Raw genomic sequence first — 19,886 nt, forward strand, 5'->3', positions numbered from 1 at the left:
ACACAGTAACCCGTAGCAACAGAGCCAACTTTTCTCGGGAGAAAAAAGTTGATGTCAGAAGCCTAGCGACCGCGAGGCCGCTACCTCGGGTCGCAAACACGGACACGAAGCGTCGCGGAATGTTGGTGTTTGCGGCACGACTGTTTGTCGGTAGCAACCTGCCGGCGGCGAGGGCAGGCCGGCGTATTCGCGTAGCCAGTAGGCTTGAGCGATTTTGAAGTCGGCCTCCCGGTGCTTTTCGCTGCAAGCATTCTTCGCGGCTTCCAGCAGGACGTAACAATCCGACTGACCTTGCCAGTTCTTGTCGGCTGCTTCCGCAATCGAGGTGGGTGCGGAAGCGACCAAGCGGTAAAGGTATGCGAGGTCCAATTCTCCCGTGGCGATCACCAGAAGATCTATGGAATTTCGCCACAGCTGCTTCGTGGCACGGAGCCAATAAGCGTCCCGGCCACCACCGGATTTACGGTCCGCAGCTTCCATTACCGCGCAGAACAGGTTGACCAAATTTTCGGTGTTGCCGGCACCCTTGCCCTGGCGAGACTGCTCATAGCGAAGAAAATTGAAGCGATGTGCTTCGCCCTCGCCGAAAATTAGGAGCTCGTCACTCCTGCCACAGTCAGAGCAGTATTATTCCCAAGTCGCCCGCTCATCCACTTTGGCGGTGAGCACAAGCCCGCCCATGTTTGACTCAAGGAAAGTGCAGGCGATTGCTCTGCCGGAGCCGCTGGACTTTCCGCTTCCGGTTGCGGCAAAGACCTGAGCGCCCTGAAACGCGTCGTTGAGCGTCCAGTAATTCTCAGCGCGAGAGGCGTGTCCCAGTTCGACTAACACCGCTGTGTCGCTGGGCCAATTCCGCCCGGGTCCTGCAGGAACCAGATCCGACGCTTGTCGAACGAGAGCCATGCCCGTATCTATCAGCAGAGTCGGCTGCGAACAAGATCAATCGGTCGAACTGGCTTTAGGATAAGGGGAAAGCCGGCTCGTCCTTCTTTTTCAACCCGCGTCTGAGGGCGCGTTCTAGTGGCGGCGTCTATCGCTCTGGAACCAGACAGCACGAAGATTCGTCCGTGGAGCTCCGTAATTGGGTAGGGAGCAATCAACCCAGCAGACGCCATGCCCTCAATTTGCCATCGGCAATAAAAATGCTAACCGGAATTGAAAATCAAGAGAAAGTTAGTTTTTCCATTCATGATGCTGTTCTGCGGCTTTAACAGCGGCGGGCGATTATTCGCCGAATCAAGAAAAGTTGTTCAGTGGTTAGTATAGACTTGACCTTACCTGTTAATTTAGCTATTGCCAGATTGTCGCCTGCAACAAGTCAAACATGAAAAATCTATCGAAATCAATTCTGGGGAACTTGGTTCGTTACAGGAGCCGTATGCTCCTCGCTCAAATCCTTGCGGTCGGGTTCGTCGGCGGAGTGATTGGATGCGGCCCGGTGCAGAACGCCGGTTCGCTCAAGACTGCTCAGGATCTGAAGAGCGATACGCTCGCGTTGATGAGCAAAGCGACGGAAAGCTACGAGACGCACAGAGGGGAAATCGGCAACCTTGATTCCCGCCTGAATTCGGCTCTCACTGTCGAGCAATCCCGGCCGAAGAACGAATCGACGGTCCAGATGTGGGAGATGCTGATCTCGGTCAAAGAGGGGCTTCCTGGGAGCGGAATCTATCCACGATTTAAAAAGCAATGGGAGGATAAAGACACGCTTCAACCTACCTACATTCAGAATAAAAAAGACAACGTAGGCGCTGCCTTTGATAAGATTATTGCCCTTGAACAATCTAGAACCAACCCACGCTAACGCTTATGCCTGACATTGATAGTGAAGCCGTAAAGAAAGATATCGAGGATCTGGCGGCCAACCTTGTTGCCGAGCACAAGGAGGTCGCGGTGCAGGAGGGCATGGCGTTGCTTGCCGATTCTTCTGACCGGCTGGCCCGTTATTCGGAGCAGTTGGCTCAAGGATTAATCTCCGAAGACCAGCTACGTGAAGATCTGAGCCTGGATTTGTTGGCGCTGGCGGGCATGGAGGGTCTGAAACAGAAGGGACTTGAGCAGATCCGGCTGGCGGCCTTCGCAAACGGTGTCGTTACGGTTCTGGTGGGCGCGACCATCCGCTCTGTTACGGGCGGAATCCTTTGATTTTGGGGTCCAGCAAAAAACTAAACACAAGCCTGCAAGGATATGTCTGAACGAACAGGATCAACCACGGGCGAGAGGAACCGAAACTATCTCAACGTCAAAAACAACCGAGCCAACCCCTGGCAGGGTTCGGTCGGTACTGACGAGAGAGGCCACACGATTTTCGGCTCACCGGAATGGGGATTGAGAGCGGCAATCATGACTCTACGGACTTATTGGTTTTCGTATGGGCTGCGGACGATCGCGGGTATTCTCAACCGGTGGGCACCCGCCAGCGACACAATTGGAACGATTGCAGGTGCTCCCCAGAATAATCCCAGCGAGTACGCGGCATTTGTGGCCCTCAGGATGAGGATCAGCGCCGGCCAGGATCTCCAGCTTTTCCACCCGGACAAACGGCTTAACGATGTCACCAACCTGAAGGCGCTGGTTGAAGCGATGGCCGAATTTGAGAACTATAGAGGCTTCGACGTTCCTGAGATGGAGTTTGTCAAAGCCGTCTATCTCGTGGATCCGGATCGCTCGCCCAAACTCGAACCCGTCGGTGGTGAAATTGCGCCTCCTCTTCAACCGGGAGCTGCCGCACCTCTCCCGCCTCAAACCGCGGTCGAACCCTCGTGGGATTCCATCCTGCCGGGCTTAGTTCCGCTTTTGAAGCAAATGAGCGCCCTGGAACTGCTCCAGAAAATTGGCGCGGCCGAATCCGTCAATGGCTTGACCCAACAAGATGCGCCTTTGCAGACACCGCTGAAGCCGTCGGCACCGGAGACACCGCTGACAGAAGGAGCCCCTCGTGCGCAGCCGGTCGGGGGCTTTTTTGTGAATGACACGTTACTAAGAAGAATCATGCAAATTAGTGGCTTTGCTCTTTCCCCGGGTGATAATTTGGTGTTCTTCGGCTTCAGAGGTGCGCTTCCGGCTGTCAGTGGCACAGCGTATCGCGATTTCTCCAAGGAACACTTGCTCAATCTTACTGAGGTCAACTACAAAAATCCGAGATGCACCTTGGGGCTGTGGAAACCCGGGGAGAAGACCGTCGCGCTGTTTCCCGGGAGTACGATTCCCACATCGCGCTATGTCTTGAGCGCAATGGGGCGGGGGGGGGAAGGGACGAATGAATTGCTTCCGGGGTTTTACGCCTTTGAGAAGGGAGTGCATCGGGCGGGGTCGCCAAACGGGCATGAAGCTTTCCGCCAAAAGGGTAGTCGTATCTTCCGCAGGACAAAGGACGATGCTGTTTACGAGCCTGAAGATGGCGCCCAGGCGGGTAATCCTTTTGACAATCTTCATGCGGCCTTCGGGGACTCAATCAACGACAACTACAGCAGTGCGGGTTGTCAGGTAGTTGTCGGCCAGCCGAAGAGCGAAAATTCCTCCCACGAAACAGCCGACTGGGCAGTGTTTAAACAGACGGCTTATCAAACTGGTCAGGAATGCTTCCGCTACATTCTGTTTGAGGCAGCCGCTGCAGCAGCGATCGCGGGGGATCTTGCCAAGCCGGCGAATTTGAATATCCGGTGCGGAGCGGAGGCGGCCGGCCTCCCGGAAAATGCGAAATCCTTCATTGAGGATGCCCAGAAAGCTCTCAATCTGGAAAATCCCGACGGCCACTACGGTGCGAAAACTGCCCTAGCAGTCATGAATTTCCAGCGTGAGACATTTGGCGCTCGGGAGGCCGATGGTGTACTGGGTCCGAGAACCGCCGAAGCGTTGAAGTTTCCGAGCTGGCAACAAGTGTGACCTTCGAATGGCATGAAAAAAAAATATTCAAACGGGCCCGCTATAGCACTGGCGGTTGTCGCGGGCCTAATAGCTCTGGGAGTTATAATAGCGTCACAGTTCCCAGAGCGGCACGCGGGGTGGCTATTCCTGTTCTGTTCGCTCGGATTGATTACGGCAGTCGTCGCGTCGTATTATCTCCTTGGGCGTTTCGCGCCTCGTCTCGATACCGCCCTTGAAGAGTCCCAATATGAGAGGTTCAAGAGGCTTGAGGGTTTGTTCAGAAGCATTCCGCTGGAAGTTCGAGAGAGCCCGGAGAGGCGCGCAGCGGCGGACGAATTCAGGGCGGTGCAGGGAGAACTGCGTGAGATGACCGACGAGAATGGCAATTTCACATCCGGCTGTGCGCCGGATCTAGTCCATAACCTCCACCTTCTTTATCTCCAAATCGCTCCGATCGATTTTATCAGCTTTCAGATGTTGCCGATGCGGCAGGAGTTTCGTGACGCGGTCGGGCCAGCGGCCTTTGAAGCCTACGCGGCGGCCTTGGGACACGAGCAGCAGAAATATGTTTCGGATCCCTCGGCTCTAGTACTGCTTGCCCGCGCCGACGCCACATTCCTGACGAATGAAACCAGGCGGCAGTGGTTGCTCAAAACACATGTGGAAGTAACTCGGCAGAAGCTTTTGCAAGGGGCATTCCGCAGTTGGTGGTGGGCCGCCGTACCCTTGATTGCAACGTTGGTGGTCTACCTTTTCTGCCAAGATGCCGTTGAACAGGCTCTTCAGGCACGCTCGAAGGCTGCCAATAATCCTCCGAGTTCACAAAATGCGGCACCGGCGGCGCCGGAGAACGCTGGGGTTCCTGAAATTACGAAGGCAGTTGGATCGGAAGAGGCAATTTCTGGCGCAGGAGGCACTCTGCCGACCTCCGGCGAAAAGACCGCGGTAAATCCTGAGGGCAAGGCTGTTTCGGACGCTACCGAAGATAAGAAAGGTCAAGTGTTGGCAGCCAAGGAACATTGGATGATTACTTTTGCGCAGCGCTATTTGTTGGTAGATTTTGGCGGAGGGACACAGACAAAGGGCAACGTGACGAAGGCAATCTACACGTCGGCATTTCACACTGTGATCATTGGAACGATGCTCTCCCTGATTGCGATGGCTGGAGCGACTGGGGGCATGTTAAGCGTGATCCAACGTGTCCAAAGCGTGATCGGGGATGTGAATGCGAATGCGAATGTAGACCTAAGAACGCTCAGCCAGTGCGGGACGGCCGTGTTCTTCGCGCCGATCAATGGCGCGCTCTTCGCCCTTATCCTAAGCATTATTTTCGCTGGAGGGTTTATCGCAAGTCCACTTTTTCCCACGGTCAATGAGGGGGACATCTGGTATTTCACTCTTTGGAACACTTCCCAAATGCCAAAATGGCTGTTGTGGGGATTCATTGCGGGATTCTCTGAACGACTGGTGCCAGACATGCTAAACACTTTTACCAAGCAAGCCCTTGATGAGAGCGCAAAAGGCCAGGCGATCGTTCCTCCTGCGACCATCCGTACTACCGACGGTCCGAAATTGGGTAATGCGGAGCAAGGTGCTGACCGGGTGGCAGAGCCACCGCCGCTGCCAGTACCGTCGCTTAACGTTCATGCTGGTGCAATTCCGGCTGATGCTTCAGAAGTCACGGTCACAGGAAGCGGGCTTTCGTCCCGAAGCCAGGTTTCGGTCAACGGCCATGCAATGGACGCCGCCGCAATTCTTGAAAGCAACGAGGGCAGTTTGAGACTTCGATTGGAACCCGCCGACCTGCTAGGAAGAGAAAGTTTAGATATCTCGGTGACAAATCCACCGCCCGGAGGTGGAACCTCGGAAACTATTGCAATACCCATTTCGGGCGCGTTCGGTGGATGACCTGGCGTGGCGTTGCAGTGGCGTGGGCTGCGGCTTACGGAGCAATCAAAGGGTTTTTGCGTTGCCAAACACTCAAAACGGTCAATATTAATCAGCTTAGTCCGCTTCCTTGCTGGACCCAATACACGTTGCAAAAACTTCCACCTGCTATGAAGGCTGTCATACTTACTGGTGTTGTCATGAGCGCCTTCTGGCCCACCTTTTGCCATGGCGGCATCAGCGCTGCCCAGCTCGATAATGCGGCGCAGAACAGCTTCACGAATTCCGATGCATCGTTGCTTAAAAGTGCGGTAGCAGAGGAGAACTTGCCCAACGAGCTAAAGGCTGCGGCGCAAATTTCAATATCAATTATTGATAGTCTTAAGCGTAGTGGAATCAAACTGGATGACAGCCAGTCAGCCCTTCTTGTCACGGAGATCTCCTCGCTTTACAAACCGGCAAACCCCGATCAGGGTAGAAAGGACCTGCGGGACAAATTGAACAAGCTTACGGCAAGTGAACTCAATAAATTCGTCGAGAGGAGCCTTGCTCCTGTTAATAAGTCTCTGAAAAATCAGAAATCTATCAATAAAATGGGGGATAAACTGGACTTTGAAAAATTCAGGAATGACATCCATATCGAGTGCAAATTCTGGCCGTTCTGTTGGCTGATGGGCTGAACACTCACCTCCATACCAAGCGCATGGATAATAGCGAAAAGTCTGTGGAAATTGCGGTGGACCTATGCAAACAATTGATCGCTATTTCAGGAGGAATGGTGGTATTTTCAGTGACCTTCTTAAAAGATCTTTTAAAGGATCGCGGGAAGGGTCTGAATTTTCTGCTTTTTGCCTGGGTGTTTCTGCTTTTGTCAATGCTTGCAGGATTTGTTGCGTTGGAAGGGATTATTGGACACCTTATGAACTTGGGGCCGAAAGGGCCACCCAACTTGGAAGCCTCTACGGTTCAAGGCCCCGCAGCAGTTCAATTCATTTTATTCTTAACGGGTGTTGTTTTGCTGGTGATCTTTGCGGTGATAAACTCCCGACTCCTTGCCCGTCTCCCAACAACCGAATCCGGGGCGGATGATAAATGACATCTTTGCTTCTTTCTTCCATAGTTCGCAACTGGGTCGGAAAAACCGGTCGGTTCCCTCGGTGATCTGAAGGGTTTCAAGCAAGGCGGCGCTGCTTCGGATGCGTGTTTCCATCCGTGCTGCGGGGCCGGCGCGGGTTTCGCGGAGTTCCTTTTCGACGAGATAGAGCCGGGCGATGGTTTGCAGCGGACCTTCTGCCAGTGGCTGGCGCGTCTGGAGGGCTTCGTGGAACTTGCGCCGGGGGTGGGCCCAGCAGGCGGCGAGGACGATGCCGGGGCGTTTCGCGGCATGGCTGCCGTAGGCCGCGTAGCCAGTCGCACTGCAGGATGCCGCGGAAGTTTCCCAACAGATCGCGGAGGCAGGCCTGCTTGCGGCTCGGGTGCCGCTGATAGAGAACATCGCCACCGGGACGGTGCAGGACCCAGAGGTAGCCCTAGCCGGTCTTGCCGGTGCCGGGCGCGAGGTATTTGACCGGAGTTTCATCGGCCTGAAGGTAGTCGCCGGCGATAAGTCGGGAGTGGATGCGTTGATAGATCGGCTGTAGCCAGAAGGCGGCGAGTTCGGCCCAGCGGCAGAGGGTGTTGCGGCCGACGTCCACGCGGTGGCGGGTGGAGATGATCTTTTCCTGACGATAGAACGGCAGGTGGTTGCAGTATTTGGAGACGAGGGTGTGGGTGAGGAGGCCGGGGGCGGCGGGAGCTTGGGGGGGTACGGGTGCGGCATCGCGGTCGGCGATGCTGACGAAGACGGGACAGATGCCGTCCACGACGACCACCGGACTCGAAGTCCCGAACAACTGGCAACCCGCAGCGCGAAATCCCGCGACGGCGCAGGCCGCAGGCTGAAAATGCCTTGTCAACCGGGGCTACATGGAGCGCTTCCATTTGTAAGGTGCCGTGTCGGTGCAAGCCGACTGGAGAGACGAGGGATGCAAGTTACTTGGCGCAGCGAAACAATTGACATGGAGAATCCCCGGAGCAGATATCTAACGATTCCAACCTATGTTCAATCTTCGGGTTAATCTGCCGTAAATCAACGGAGATATCGATGCAAAATCATTTTTTTGATTCGGCTGAAGGCTATTTGAGAATAAATCAGGTTTTAGCGATTATACCCATTAGCCGCAGCACATTGTATCGTGGTATAAAAACGGGAATTTACCCGAAACCCGTGAAAATATCCCAGCGTGTGTCGGGGTGGAGGATATCAGATATCAGGCGATGTATGGAAGCATTCGACGAATCCACACATCCGATCGACTAATGAAAATACCTCGCGAAAGTTAATTATTCTTGCGGCACGCAAACAGTGGCAGGCGCATTTGGTGATTCGGCGATCCAAACGGCCTCCAATTCAAGAGCGGAAAAGGTCGAGAATCTCTGTGCCTATCATTTCTCGTTATACCAGCGATTCGGTCACCTGCCGCAGGCTCCGATAGAGTTCCTGCCGCGTCGCCGCTGACGAAAGCGGTACGGGGGATTGAAGAAAGCCACTGAGAAAGACCACATCGTCCCGAAAGCTGGGGCGGGGGCGCTCGCGCATTATCCGATCCCATCGATTGAGGATGTCAAGATAGTTGAGTTCCTTCATCACATCGGCGAATTCGCTTAAACTGCAATATTGCGTGGGGGTAAAATACGAGAATTTGGCGGTGCTGAAACGGAAAATTCGTCGTTTTTGTTCCGACCAGCGCCGCAAATCGTCAAAGGATCCGGCCAAATATTTCAAGGAAATCTGACTTTCGGTGCCTGAAAAGGCAGGGGCTCCATTGTAGGAAGACTCCGGACAGACTATCGCGAAAATCCTAGGCCAGATGAAGGTTAGCGAAAACGCCCGTTTCCCCTCAGCCGACGGTGTGCCGGTTTTTCGGTCGGGTAGCCGTGGCATTCGACAAATTCATACGGCTGAGCTAAGCAAGCCCCTATAGTCCCATCAAAAAGGCCAACTTTTTTCGGAAGAAAAAGTTGATGCCTAAAGCTTAGCGGCCTCAATGCAGGCGGAGTCAAGAAAATGCTAAAAGTCCCGCAGGGAGAGAAGCGACCGAGGACAATTTTCGGATTTTCTTGAAGCCGCCGCGAGGCCGCTACCTCGCGTCGCGAACACGGGCACGAAGCATCGCGGAGTGTTGGTGTTGGCGACACGACTGTTTGTCGGTAGCAACCGGCCGGCGGCAAGGGCGGGCGGGTGTAGTGAGGCACGAGCGGAGCCGGTCTGCAATTGCCGCGGGCAGGTCGGCGGCGCGGAGCAACAAGCTGGTTCGTTAGCGGAAGATTTTGCGGGAACCGCGTGACGCCGGGGTTTGGGGCATGGCCCCAGGTGAATGGGGAGCGGCGCACGAAGTAGCCGCCGGGGAAAGTCTTTTCCCCGAGGACGAACTCCATAACGCACGATCTCATCGCTTTCGTCCATTTCCCCGTTTCTCGATTTTCTGGGAAAAGGAGCCTTCGGCGTTCTGATCAGGAATCTCCTCCTGCACCTGTGCGGTCTCCTCCTGTGGCGGCGCATTGTCATTGGCGTGATTATCATTACTTGGCCCCGGTCGCAGGCGTGGCGACATCATGATGAAATCGTAAGCCTTGTTGATCACGAGTGCCAGCCTCGGCAAATGATCGGGCATCAGGATGTTGGTTTCTCTCCAGTCGCCGTGGCTGTCGCGATAGCTGCGGACAAAGGTGACCGTGAAATACTTCCCCTTGTCATTTTCATTTTCCCAAACGGCGGCTTTGATGCCGCCTACGCGAAATTCTTGAATCGGGCCTTGGTTCATTATTTTGTCTCCGTTGGTTGGTTGATCAAATTGTCATTGAGGCGGTTGTCGTTCGACGGACTCGGCAAATTGTCGTTGGCGGCGATGGTTGTGTTGAGTTTGTTATCTGATTCTTGATTTCGTCGGCGTATGCGGTCGCGTCGCCGCGCTCTTTGGAAAAAGACCTTCCGGTTTTCATTCCAGCGGTTGCGTTTCCTATCCTGCTTCATCATGCGAAAATCGATCGCGGGCGAGTCGACGGCGAGTAGTTCCAAGCAGCGGCTGCGAGTTTTCTCAAAATCTACTCCTGCCAGCTCGCACACCGCGGCGAACTCGCTTGTGTTCCCGCCGTTTCCGTTCAGCCAGTTCCGGGCTTGGTTTTGCGTGACTAGATTGCCGAATTTTCCTTTGGCATCAAGAACCGCCTGGAGGATCACTCCCAGCCATAAAGTCCGGCAAAGGTCTTCGTCACCTTGTTCGATCAATTCAAATAGCGAGTCTTGTGGTTGTTCCGTGTCGGTCATGCGCACCCCATTTGTTAATAGCTGTTAGCTTTTCGAGCTACGAACTATACGGAGAAAGCGCTGACATAGGTAAGGTGTAAAATTTCATTAACGAAACGATTTTGCAACAGCTGTGGCCTCGGCGACACTTTTCTTAGGAGCGTTCCGAAGGGAATTTTGAAAGTTCCTAAATCGCGGAGGATGTGGCAGCCCTACCAAGCTAACCCTGTTCCTTGTTAGGGTCAAATTTCTCACGGGCAGTGCGTCCGGTTGCCGATACCGGCTTCGCGCTGGTGGGCGAGGAAAGCTCCATTGAATCTTTGGCATCATCGATACTGTCTTGCATGCGCTTCTTGCGGCGAAGATCCAGCCATATCCGGATTAATTCTTTAAGTGCGAGCGCGGCGGCGCATACGACAAGCACCTTTCCCAGCGGTTTGGCGTGGAAGAAGGTTGCCACCACCAAAGTGAGAAAGGGCTCAACGGTTGTCTGGCAAATGCCTTCAAATTCGCCACGGACTGCCGGCTTTAAAACATGAACCAGCCAGGAGCTTCCCGAATACTGGTCGTGCTTCCCCCGCTGGCGCGTTTCGCTGACGACCCCGATCGTGAAGTGCACCAGATAGAGGCCACCTGCCGCGAGCAGGAATCTCGCGGTGGAGCCGTAAACCGGCGTAAGGGCCGCCTCGTGAAACACGATGTAGGAGGCGAGACATGAGGCGAAAATACATGAGAGAAAAATGCTCTTCGGGCTTAAAAACGCGTAGCCAAAATTGAAGCGCCAGAAAACAAGCACCGGCATGGACAGGACGTGTAGCAGGGGACTGAGGATGGGAATCCCGCCCGGAGCGAACTTGGGTGATGCCTGCGAATCCTTCATTCCTGGATGAAGGCATGTCGGATGAAGTTTCTCGGCACCTGCTTGCCTTTTTCGTCGGCGAGCCAACGCCTCCCGCCCTGGAAGATAATTCCATCAACGACGCCATCGTTTTCGATTCCGCCCATTTTCAATTCGGTGAACTCCTGCGGTTGCACGAGATATTCGACGGCAAGGCTGGCACCGGAGTTCTGGCTGGAACTTCGGTTGCTCTCGCCCTGCGATAGACCGCCTTGGATTTGGATCTGTTTGGTACGTCCGATCGATTCGGCCGCCCAATTATTGGTTTGCGGATCCCCGTTGGCGTGAAATATTTTGGTCTGTAGGTTGCCGAGAAATGCTTCTGCCGCCGGTCGGCCGCCGGCTGACATGAAGGCCGCTTCGTACCCTGGAAGGTTCTGGGTGAGGTAAACCGTGCAGGCACGGGAGGACCTGGCTGTGCTCTGAAATAGCGCATCGTATTGGTTTATGAAAAACTGGCTCTCATCCGCCCACAGGAATACGGGTCGGATCTCCTCCTGCGAACGTTCGCGGCCCAACTTGGGTGGAATGCGACGCTCAACGCTCCGCTGCCATATGTATTTGAAAAGCACTTGGGCAAAAATTCCTATTTCGTGGTATTGCTTCACCGGCAAGTCGATGAGGATGATTTTGCCTTTGAAGCAGTCCTCCGGAGAAAAATTCAGCTCGGTGCAGAAGAGTTCACGAAGCATTCCCCGCAAAAAACAATCCGCCATGCTTGTGAACATGCTCACGATGCAGCTCCGGGTTTCAGGTGCCAGCCCAGCGTATTCCCGGAGCCAGTAAGCTTGGGCGATGTTGAAGTCCGCCTCCCGCTGTTTTTCGGTGCAGGCGTTCTTGGCTGCCTCGAGCAGGATGTAACAATCCGACTGATGCTGCCAGCTTTTGTCGGCCGCTTCCGCAATCGATGTGGGAGCGGAGGCAACCAAGCGGTAAAGGTAGGCGAGATCCAATTCTCCAGTGGCGATCACCAGAAGATCGATGGAATTGCGCAGAAGCTGTTTAGTGGCACGGAGCCAGTAGGCGTCTTGGCCACTGCCGGATTTCCGGTCGGCGGCCTCCATCACAGAACAGAACAGGTTGACCAGATTTTCGGTATTGCCGGCACCCTTGCCCTGGCGCGACTGCTCATAGCGGAGAAAATTGAAGCGATGGGTCTCGCCTTCGCCGAAGATCAGGAGATCATCGCTCCTGCCGCAGTCGGAACAGTATTCTTCCCAAGTCGCCCGTTCATCAACCTTGGCGGTGAGCACAAGCCCGCCCATGTTTGATTCAAGGAAAGCGGAAGCGATGGCTTTGCCTGAGCCGCTAGACTTTCCGCTGCCCGTCGCTCCAAAAACCTGGACGCCCTGAAACGCGTCGTTGAGCGTCCAGAAATTCTCCGGTCGAGGGCGGGTGCCCAGCTCCAGCAACAGCGCCGTATCCCTTGGCCAATTCCGCGAGGATCCTTCTTGATTAGAATCCGTTGATCCTGGAAAAGGAGTCATATGTGCTTCTATCAACGAATGTAGTGCCAAACAAGCAGATACTGGCACGCGGTGATTTGATCGGGAGTCCAGCGAGCATTGGGCGAAGAGTAATCAAGGCATTTCGCGGAGCGCAGCGTCTTCTGCGCCACGGGGTGAGCGGCTTCTTGCGGCACCGTGCAGACCGTCCAGGGTAGCTGGCCGCTTTCACTTTTTGCCTGAATTCAGGAGCGCCGCTCGAAGATCCTTCATTGCTGGCTCAATCCATTGTTGTTTGTCATCAAGCCCCCGTTGAAGTCTCCGAAGATCAGAGAGTGCAGTTTCTGCATTTTCGAGATAATGAAATGCGAGCGCTTGATCGGCAACATTGGATTGCTGCATTGATTTCGAGCAATTGTAGAGCGCATATACATAGTCAAACAGCCATGTCACGTTCGAGGTGTCCATAAGGACTCGTTGGCGCTGAAGATCCACAACTTCTCGAAATAGTTTAGAAGATTCAACATAGTTTTTTCGCTTCACTGCAACTTCCCCGATTCGTTCAATCGATAAAGCCAGGTTTCTTTTGTAATCTTCATTATCAGGTTGGTCCTCGCTGAGGCTCTTCGCACGATCTCGCGACGATTTGTATTGCTGTATGGCTACATCAAGTCGATTATCCCTGAATGCCCGATCACCCACAATAACCCCACAATTGATAAGCGCCATAAATACACTCCGATTTGCGTTTCCATTTGTCACCGACTTATCCAATAGATAAATTGCTTTCGTCATCAACTGATTGCTTTTGTCAAAATATCCAACTTCGTAGTTTAATTTTGAAAATAGCACGAATATCATACTTGAATGATAAATTATATCAGGATCAGCAGGCCATTGTGAGAGTATCTTTTCGGAATCACTCGATAATTTTTCGGCGAGTGGAATCATGATTGTTTTAATTTGCTCGTCGCTTGTGAGAACTGCCGAAATACTTTGCAACGCTCCGAGAGCGGCACGGACGGATCTAAAATTGGCCTTATAAGATAAATCCTTGTCATTCCAAGCCCCATCCTGCAAACGGGTTGTTATGGAGCCGTAAAGCTTTGTGGCAAGTTGGTCGTCTCCCTGATCTTGAGCGACGACGGCTCTACCAAAGAGAAGATCAACTTCGCGCAATATTTTATCCTGTTCTGAATCTTTAGCCGGATTGTTCCTTTGGTATTCGAGGACCTTCTCCTGAATTTTCTTTTTTAAAGAAAGATCGTTCACCTTTGCCAACTCGTTCTCCAGCATCGTTTGCATATAGACGGCCAAGTCTTCTGCTTCCCGCCGTGCATTGCGGGCAATACCTTCTTCGTGTACTGCGATTTCGCGTTGATCATTTGCGATGATCGTCTGTTTTTCGGCTTGGCTTTTCTGCGCTTCAGCGAGCTTTCGCTGCTCGGTCTCTTGCTGTGCTGCCTGAATCGCCAGGGAGGTTTGTTTCTCCGCCCTCGCTCGCTGGTTCTCCGCTTCACGCTGATTAATCAAGGCGTATGTTCCGCTCGCAACGGCGGCGAACGCCAGCACGCTGAGCGCAACAACCCACCTTCGCAATGCCAACGCCCGCGCTTTCACAATCTCGAGCTTGTAGGCCTTGTCCCTCTCCGTCAGGTAGCCAAGGGGGACCCCTAGGACTCCTGCGATGATCTTCAACAGCATCAAATTTTGATTCGCTGCAAATTGGCTAACAACAACTGAAATCTTCGACCTTGAAAGTCCCGAGTTCTCCAGAACCTCCCGATAGGCCGTTGGAGAGGTCCAGCCTTGGTTTCCATCCGGCAAGCGAAAATCTGCTGCAGTTGGCTCGGCTCGTTCGCTGCTCAATTGGCCATCTCCACCAAGGTGGTATCTGATGGGCAAAGGAAAGCACTCGGAGTGGGAACCAGGCCGCTCTGGATCATCAGACACGTTGGGATTGCCTTCCACAATTGCGGCAAGCAGATATTTTTCTTTTCCGAGTTGTTTAAATCTCAGGATCTCTTCAGCAACCCAGCGGCTCTTTACGGATTGGGGTGAACAAATTGCGACGAGAAACCTGCTGCGTTGGAGCGCGGATTCTATGAGTCTTGATAACTCGGAATCCGCAGGCAGCTCTTCTTCGTCTCGGAACACAGGGAAGATCCGTTCCGGAATGATGTCGCCGCGATCGTTCCTCGTTCCAACAAGGTCGGCGGGAACTTCGTAAGTTTCTAAGGCCTGATGCAACCACGTTGCCCATTGGCGACCCGGCTCCTTGTTGTTCGCGTGACGGTAGCTAATGAAGCACCAATATTCGCGTTTCAGAACTCTGGTCACTTGATCTTCATCGAGTTGGCTTGCGTTGGCATTCATGTACCTTTAGGGGAGGGTGGCGCTGGCTATTTTCCCTCCGGACGCCGGAGCGATCTGGAGAAACGAATGATCCATGAGTTCGAAAGCTTGGTGGGAGGAACTTTCTGAATGGCGCTTGGTTAGCAAAGGTTGTCGTCGAATTTTTCCGGACAATGCGTGTTAGACAACCCTGCCGGAATACATGGTTTGGCGTGAACAGAAACCAACCTTTCGGGAAAGGATTCTGCGCCCGCTTGTCTGGCAGGGCGAGGGCTTCGACACAAGCCCGTCTTTCCCTTAAAGCCGCCCGCCTTTGTGAAAATTCGATAGTTGGCAACGCCCGCATGTTCGCGCCTTTGGTTTGTCCGGCATGGTTGGCCGGCCTGCGCAGGGCATCAAGAATCCGCTCATACGACCCTTCAACGACCTTCTTGGCTTTGACCGCCCAGATTCTTGGTGCCGATGACTCGTGCTCGATAGCCGTGTCACTGGTCCAGACCTGGTGCGCCGAGAGCGGCCGCAGTATTTGGCCGGAGCTCGAAGTCTTCCTCCGTCACGGGGATGTGGAAATCGACAACAACCCCATCGAGAACGCCATCCGCCCCACGGCGGTGGGCAAAAAGAACTGGCTCTTCGTCGGCGGAGAACTCCTGGCTCAAGCGGTTGGTCTCCGCCGCGTTGGCAGCGATCCCTTGATCTTCGGCGATTTCCCGAACGGTCATCACCAGGTAAAAGCGGGGCAGCACAGTCTCACGGTCCTGTCCTGACAGCCCTGCCACGGCTTTGTCTAGCACCGGTTGCATCTCCAGCCAGGCATAAGGTGGACTGGACTACGCTTACTTCTACCTGTGCCCCGTGTACCACAACCGTAAAAATTCCAGACTGCTGGGTAACGGGCTGGGTATTATGGTTTATAGGTGCGGCGATTTACGATAAAGTTCAATGTGTTAGGGGCGGAGTTCGAGTCTCTCAGGCAGCACCAATAGGTTGTACCGCGGCGTGTCAAAAAAGCCCACTAGGTCGCGGCCACAGCCAATCTCACCGTCTCACTGGAATTCACCGCATCCCATGCAATTGCACGCCGTACGCGAAAAATATGGGTATGAGGCTGGGTACGTTTCTGGCAACCTATGTTTCGAAAGAAATATAGGTTGCAGAATGATCTTGTCAGATTTGAAAATTAAATCCCTGAGACCGGAATCGAAACCCTACAGGGTACGCGACGGTGATGGACTCTATTTGAAAGTAACACCCAATGGCAACAAGACCTGGCAAATACGCTACTTCTTCGGAAGCAAGGAGCGTATTCTGTCCGGTGGAAGCTATCCGCGCGTATCCCTCCAAGAAGCGCGAGAGTTGAAGTTCAAAGCAAAGAAACTAATCGATCAGAACATTGATCCATGCAGCGAAAAGCGGCGCGAGAAGATCGAAGCGCAGAATCGGGACATCAACACATTCCAGCTTGTCGCGAAGGAGTGGTTCGAATCGCGGAAAGGTGACTGGACACCCAGACACGCCAGGAAGATCTGGCACCGACTGGAAAATTACGTTCTGACGGATCTCGGCAAGAGGGCAGTAGCAGACATCAGGCCTCTGGAAGTGCTGCGAGTCATTCAAAAAATCGAGGCAAGAAGCGCAACGGAATTAAGCCACTGCCAATTGTCCGTCTGCAAGCGGATCTTCAAATACGCCGTGGTGACAGGTAGAATCCAGTACAATCCCGCAGGCGACCTGAACAGCGCTTTGCGACGCCACCGGGTAAAACACCACCCATCTCTTCGCGCCGTCGAGATCGGAGACTTTCTCAGGACGTTCGAGAAATTCAAGTGCGGAGAGGTCTACAAAATCGGATTCGAGCTCCTAGTTCTTACCGCCCTGAGGACTGGTGAACTGCGCTACAGCAAATGGAGCGATATTCATTTCGAGCGGCAGGAATGGGCCGTCCGTGCCGAGGTCATGAAAATGAAGGAGGCCCACATCGTGCCACTTTCCAGCCAAGCGCTTGACGCCTTAAGGCGACTTGAATTACTCACAGGCCATCAAGAGTGGCTGTTTCCGAATCCTCACCGGCAGAAGCATCCGGTGATCAGCGAGAACTTCGTCAACAACATCATCCGTAAGATTGGATACAAGGACCGGATTGTGGGCCACGGGTTCCGATCCATGTTTTCGACTGTCTTGAACGAGTTTGGATTCAACCGCGACGCAATCGAAAGGCAGCTAGCCCATAAGGAACGCAATCAAATACGGGCGGCTTACAATAGGGCGGAATATTGGGTTGAGCGGCGCTTCATCATGCAATGGTGGGGAGATTTCCTTTGCGCCATGGCAAATACTACCGATGCCGGGCGGTCTGACTTCGGTTGCCAAGGTCCGGCTATATTGAACCGGAGAGGCGGTTCGCCTTTTTTGCTTAGGACTGCGGAATTGAAGTAGAATCTGCTTCACCAGGAGGTTCTCCGTGATGCACTCGTGGGCTGAACTTCTGATCCATTAAGAGAGTGCATCTCCCTGCGATGTTGGAACTCTGGTGATCACATTGTAGCGTGAAAGAAATCGAAATGTCCGTTATCTAGCTGGTGATCTCCTCGTGGGCGCATTGATAGCCTGCGGCGAAGGCTTCCGCAGTAGTTTTAACTTCAATCGCTTTGACGAATAGCAAATATCCCAAGCCGGCGACGGAAAGGGACATAATACCCCGACCGTCTTCAAAGATAAATCCCAAGCGTTTGCATTCGGAGAACCCGCCCAATTCCCTGGCCAGCGCTTCCATTTGCTTCATGGTTTCAAAATCGTATGCATTACTGTTCATCGGCGTCTCGTAGCATGATTATCAATTCAAGTCCAGAGAATTGGCATGATACTGCCTGCATGCATAGTAAGCGGACTAAATATGTTAGGCATTCGAGGCATTCGCGGATGCGGTCGATTGAGATAGGAGGAAGTGAGGGGACTCGAACCCCCGGCCTAAGCCTATGAAAAATGTCGCATTTTCCATGAGTCCGTAACGCAGCGCCCGCATAAGCGCCCAATAGATTTACTATTATCGTTAGTGTTGCGTGGTTGTCGCACATACGACAGCCCTCGCAATCGAACCTCCGATTGAAACAAAAAACGCAATATGGTATCGAAGTTTTTATTTACGATATCCCCGTCTTCGAACTCAATGAGGTCGCGAAGCTGGCCAACAGGCGCGTGACTGTACTTGACAGCTTCTGCGTCAACATTTCTGTCCTATATCAAAGTTGAAATGCATAAATACGGAGGCTCAGGAGGTTGGGCCTCCAAAGTGAGATCGGCTTTGAGCAGGGCGGTGCGAAGTCCGGTGTGTGTGTCGGAGGTGACGCTGCCGGAGATGCCGAGTCCGCCCTCTTGAGGGAGGAGGATACGTTGACGCCTTGGCGATTCGTGTTCGATAGGGGATCATTTGCTTACCCGCAAGCGAAGCCATGCACGCGATGAGGCGGACATGGGATTGAGATTTTCCACCGTGACGGACTCGGTTCCATCGCCCTGGTCCAGCGGGGTGAGTTCCTGGAACACCGCGTTGCCGGATTGCCAGTTGCCGGGTACCAGGGTGACCGAGCGCTCTGCGGTGTAAGCAAGCCCGCTGTTGATTGGGCGATGGTAAGTCAGGGTGAGATGTTTGCCGTCGGTTTCTGTCTTGGTGCCAAGTATCGGAAGCAACGCGACATCCGTGACTGTTGGATTCATCGCCAAGGCGTATTCGAGGAATGCCGTGACACCGTCGTGGTCGTTATCGCTGGTTCCGTCGGCTGGGTTGCCAGAGGCGAGACCATGGCTCGCTTCCCAAGTGTCAGGCATTCCGTCTCCGTCGGTATCGAGATTGATGCTGGTATTGACGGCGTAGGGCTGGCGGGAGACCAATCGCCTATCTGACTGTCGGAGGCTCGGACTCTGAGAAGGACGGTGCCTGAAAATATCGAACCGAGGTTGGCTGCGGCGTTCCAGACCAGTGTGTGGCTGACGCCTGTTGATTGGCTAGTAAGTTTCAATGTGGGCTGGAAGACTTTGGGTCCACCAAATGCCGTTGATATCTAAAGAAATTTCGGCATTTTCTAGGTCCGTCCCCTCGACTATCCCCTCAAATGATCTGACATTCTGTCATAACAAAACCTGATTTGCAATAGATTGACGTTCTCCCGGAAAACAGGACAGTGGGAAACTTGGGGATTTTTCGGTTAAAATCACCGGCCCGAATCAAGAAAATGAAAATGTGAGGATATACACCTGAGTAAGTGATATATACATGTAAAGGGGGAGGCTGGTCGATGGGTCAAGGCGGCATGGTCGATCAACTCCCGCCGTGCGTGAAGGATCACGGTTCTGACGCGATCGGGCCGGAGGGCAACCTGCTCAAGGAGGCATTAAGCAGGCGGATCCGCGAGATCTCCGTAATCCGGATCCGGTTTGGCGATCTGACCGCAGGGGAATGGACCGGCCACAACCCAGCTTGGCTTCACAGTGCAAACCTATCGGAACGGTTGAGTCTGCGGCCGTTATCAAACTCCGGATGAAGGATCGCTTAAGTAATTTCCCTTTTGCTGTTCGTAACGTATCAAATCGGCCTGTCTGTTTAAGAGTTCTTCTGTCGAAACTTTCTGCTCCGGCCACGGAGCCTTATTCATCGTCATCTGAATCGCAACACTGGCGAGTACCTTAGCAATAAGGATTACTCCGACGATATCTCCCGCTTTTTCCGCCAAAGTCAATTTGCCAGTCATTTTAAGAACGAGCGGCTTTAGGTTTTCCGGGGTAATTTCCATGCTCGATGCTGACCGGGTTTCGTCACAGAGCAAGACGGAATTCTCACGTGGTGCCCAACTATCCTCCTCGCCTGATGCGAAGTAAGCGAAATACTTCCCGTCACGACGGATCATCGATTGCCTTGAGGAGATCATGGTGACGACTGGACGCAGCGCGGGTTCGCCTTGGGAAAAGTCCGATGAAAGCTTCCACGCAAGCGTGCGGGCCGAGTTTCTGAACCGGAGAGTAGCGCAGGTCAATAGCGGTCGGCCTTGATAATGCCGTCATTCAAAGCAGTCATAGACGCAACCCTATGACTGCT

At 53.5% G+C, this 19,886-nt stretch carries 21 protein-coding genes and 1 pseudogene; 10 read left to right on the forward strand and 12 right to left on the reverse strand.

What is annotated here, in order from left to right; translation table 11 throughout:
• Nucleotides 1-204 precede the first annotated feature (204 nt).
• Entirely contained in the window at nt 205-594 is a 390-nt protein-coding gene (locus ABIQ96_RS13675) for a hypothetical protein (RefSeq protein ID WP_348215162.1), read from the forward strand.
• A 33-nt stretch (nt 595-627) separates the two neighbouring features.
• On the opposite strand, the gene ABIQ96_RS13680 is transcribed toward ABIQ96_RS13675, so the two are convergent.
• Complete coding sequence (locus tag ABIQ96_RS13680; protein WP_348215163.1) at nt 628-903, reverse strand: hypothetical protein; 276 nt, start codon at nt 901-903, stop codon at nt 628-630.
• Between the two features lie 421 nt (nt 904-1,324).
• Here ABIQ96_RS13680 and ABIQ96_RS13685 point away from each other — a divergent pair, with 421 nt between their 5' ends.
• The 5 genes from ABIQ96_RS13685 to ABIQ96_RS13705 are packed head-to-tail and all read left to right on the forward strand — an operon-like array spanning nt 1,325 to nt 6,434.
• Complete coding sequence (locus ABIQ96_RS13685) at nt 1,325-1,804, forward strand: hypothetical protein (protein ID WP_348215164.1); 480 nt, start codon at nt 1,325-1,327, stop codon at nt 1,802-1,804.
• 5 nt (nt 1,805-1,809) lie between these two features.
• On the forward strand, nt 1,810-2,145 hold the full coding sequence (locus ABIQ96_RS13690) for a hypothetical protein (RefSeq protein WP_348215165.1): 336 nt from the start codon (nt 1,810-1,812) through the stop codon (nt 2,143-2,145).
• A gap of 42 nt (nt 2,146-2,187) precedes the next feature.
• Entirely contained in the window at nt 2,188-3,885 is a 1,698-nt protein-coding gene (locus tag ABIQ96_RS13695) for a peptidoglycan-binding protein (RefSeq protein WP_348215166.1), read from the forward strand.
• Nucleotides 3,886-3,897: 12 nt separating this feature from the next.
• Nucleotides 3,898-5,775 carry a hypothetical protein gene (locus tag ABIQ96_RS13700; protein WP_348215167.1) on the forward strand — a complete coding sequence of 626 codons (1,878 nt, stop codon included), beginning with the start codon at nt 3,898-3,900 and terminating at the stop codon, nt 5,773-5,775.
• Nucleotides 5,772-6,434, forward strand: coding sequence for a hypothetical protein (locus ABIQ96_RS13705; protein WP_348215168.1), 663 nt, complete (start codon nt 5,772-5,774; stop codon nt 6,432-6,434). The genes ABIQ96_RS13700 and ABIQ96_RS13705 overlap by 4 nt, the downstream gene beginning before the upstream one ends.
• A 320-nt stretch (nt 6,435-6,754) precedes the next feature.
• Here ABIQ96_RS13705 and ABIQ96_RS13710 read toward each other — a convergent pair whose 3' ends face one another.
• On the reverse strand, nt 6,755-7,333 hold the full coding sequence (locus tag ABIQ96_RS13710) for a transposase (protein ID WP_348215169.1): 579 nt from the start codon (nt 7,331-7,333) through the stop codon (nt 6,755-6,757).
• A complete protein-coding gene (locus ABIQ96_RS13715; RefSeq protein WP_348215170.1) occupies nt 7,284-7,709 on the reverse strand; it encodes a transposase in 426 nt (141 codons plus the stop codon). Before ABIQ96_RS13715 ends, ABIQ96_RS13710 begins: the two co-directional genes overlap by 50 nt.
• Nucleotides 7,710-7,897: 188 nt before the next feature.
• On the opposite strand from ABIQ96_RS13715, the gene ABIQ96_RS13720 reads away from it, so the two are divergent.
• Nucleotides 7,898-8,113, forward strand: coding sequence for an AlpA family phage regulatory protein (locus ABIQ96_RS13720; protein WP_348215171.1), 216 nt, complete (start codon nt 7,898-7,900; stop codon nt 8,111-8,113).
• Nucleotides 8,114-8,248: 135 nt separating this feature from the next.
• Here ABIQ96_RS13720 and ABIQ96_RS13725 read toward each other — a convergent pair whose 3' ends face one another.
• The 5 genes from ABIQ96_RS13725 to ABIQ96_RS13745 all read right to left on the reverse strand — a co-directional run bounded on the left by ABIQ96_RS13725 (nt 8,249) and on the right by ABIQ96_RS13745 (nt 11,605).
• Entirely contained in the window at nt 8,249-8,578 is a 330-nt protein-coding gene (locus ABIQ96_RS13725; protein ID WP_348215172.1) for a hypothetical protein, read from the reverse strand.
• 664 nt (nt 8,579-9,242) lie between these two features.
• Entirely contained in the window at nt 9,243-9,617 is a 375-nt protein-coding gene (locus ABIQ96_RS13730) for a hypothetical protein (protein WP_348215173.1), read from the reverse strand.
• Nucleotides 9,617-10,120: a hypothetical protein gene (locus tag ABIQ96_RS13735; RefSeq protein WP_348215174.1), complete on the reverse strand. Its 504-nt coding sequence runs from the start codon at nt 10,118-10,120 to the stop codon at nt 9,617-9,619. The genes ABIQ96_RS13730 and ABIQ96_RS13735 overlap by 1 nt, the downstream gene beginning before the upstream one ends.
• Before the next feature lie 199 nt (nt 10,121-10,319).
• The gene (locus ABIQ96_RS13740; protein WP_348215175.1) at nt 10,320-10,901 is read right to left on the reverse strand and encodes a hypothetical protein; all 582 of its coding nucleotides are present in this window, start codon (nt 10,899-10,901) and stop codon (nt 10,320-10,322) included.
• 74 nt (nt 10,902-10,975) lie between these two features.
• Complete coding sequence (locus ABIQ96_RS13745; RefSeq protein WP_348215232.1) at nt 10,976-11,605, reverse strand: TraM recognition domain-containing protein; 630 nt, start codon at nt 11,603-11,605, stop codon at nt 10,976-10,978.
• Between ABIQ96_RS13745 and ABIQ96_RS13750 the strand changes: the two genes are divergently transcribed.
• A complete protein-coding gene (locus ABIQ96_RS13750) occupies nt 11,591-12,268 on the forward strand; it encodes a hypothetical protein (protein WP_348215176.1) in 678 nt (225 codons plus the stop codon). The two genes, ABIQ96_RS13745 and ABIQ96_RS13750, sit on opposite strands and share 15 nt — an antisense overlap.
• 402 nt (nt 12,269-12,670) lie before the next feature.
• Here the strand turns inward: ABIQ96_RS13750 and ABIQ96_RS13755 are convergent, their stop codons facing one another.
• Entirely contained in the window at nt 12,671-14,818 is a 2,148-nt protein-coding gene (locus ABIQ96_RS13755) for a TIR domain-containing protein (protein WP_348215177.1), read from the reverse strand.
• Nucleotides 14,819-15,342: 524 nt separating this feature from the next.
• Between ABIQ96_RS13755 and ABIQ96_RS13760 the strand changes: the two are divergent.
• Together ABIQ96_RS13760 and ABIQ96_RS13765 are read left to right on the forward strand one after the other, a co-directional pair.
• Nucleotides 15,343-15,438: pseudogene (locus tag ABIQ96_RS13760) on the forward strand (transposase); the annotation flags it as partial.
• A 427-nt stretch (nt 15,439-15,865) separates the two neighbouring features.
• A complete protein-coding gene (locus ABIQ96_RS13765; protein WP_348215178.1) occupies nt 15,866-17,233 on the forward strand; it encodes a tyrosine-type recombinase/integrase in 1,368 nt (455 codons plus the stop codon).
• A 136-nt stretch (nt 17,234-17,369) separates the two neighbouring features.
• On the opposite strand, the gene ABIQ96_RS13770 is transcribed toward ABIQ96_RS13765, so the two are convergent.
• The 3 genes from ABIQ96_RS13770 to ABIQ96_RS13780 form a co-directional block, all read right to left on the reverse strand.
• Nucleotides 17,370-17,609, reverse strand: a complete 240-nt coding sequence (locus tag ABIQ96_RS13770) for a hypothetical protein (protein ID WP_348215179.1) — start codon at nt 17,607-17,609, stop codon at nt 17,370-17,372.
• Between the two features lie 611 nt (nt 17,610-18,220).
• The gene (locus ABIQ96_RS13775) at nt 18,221-18,685 is read right to left on the reverse strand and encodes a hypothetical protein (protein WP_348215180.1); all 465 of its coding nucleotides are present in this window, start codon (nt 18,683-18,685) and stop codon (nt 18,221-18,223) included.
• 635 nt (nt 18,686-19,320) lie between these two features.
• Nucleotides 19,321-19,719, reverse strand: a complete 399-nt coding sequence (locus ABIQ96_RS13780; RefSeq protein WP_348215181.1) for a hypothetical protein — start codon at nt 19,717-19,719, stop codon at nt 19,321-19,323.
• Nucleotides 19,720-19,886: the final 167 nt, after the last annotated feature.

The organism is Luteolibacter sp. (genome assembly GCF_039920825.1).
GTDB lineage: Bacteria > Verrucomicrobiota > Verrucomicrobiia > Verrucomicrobiales > Akkermansiaceae > Luteolibacter.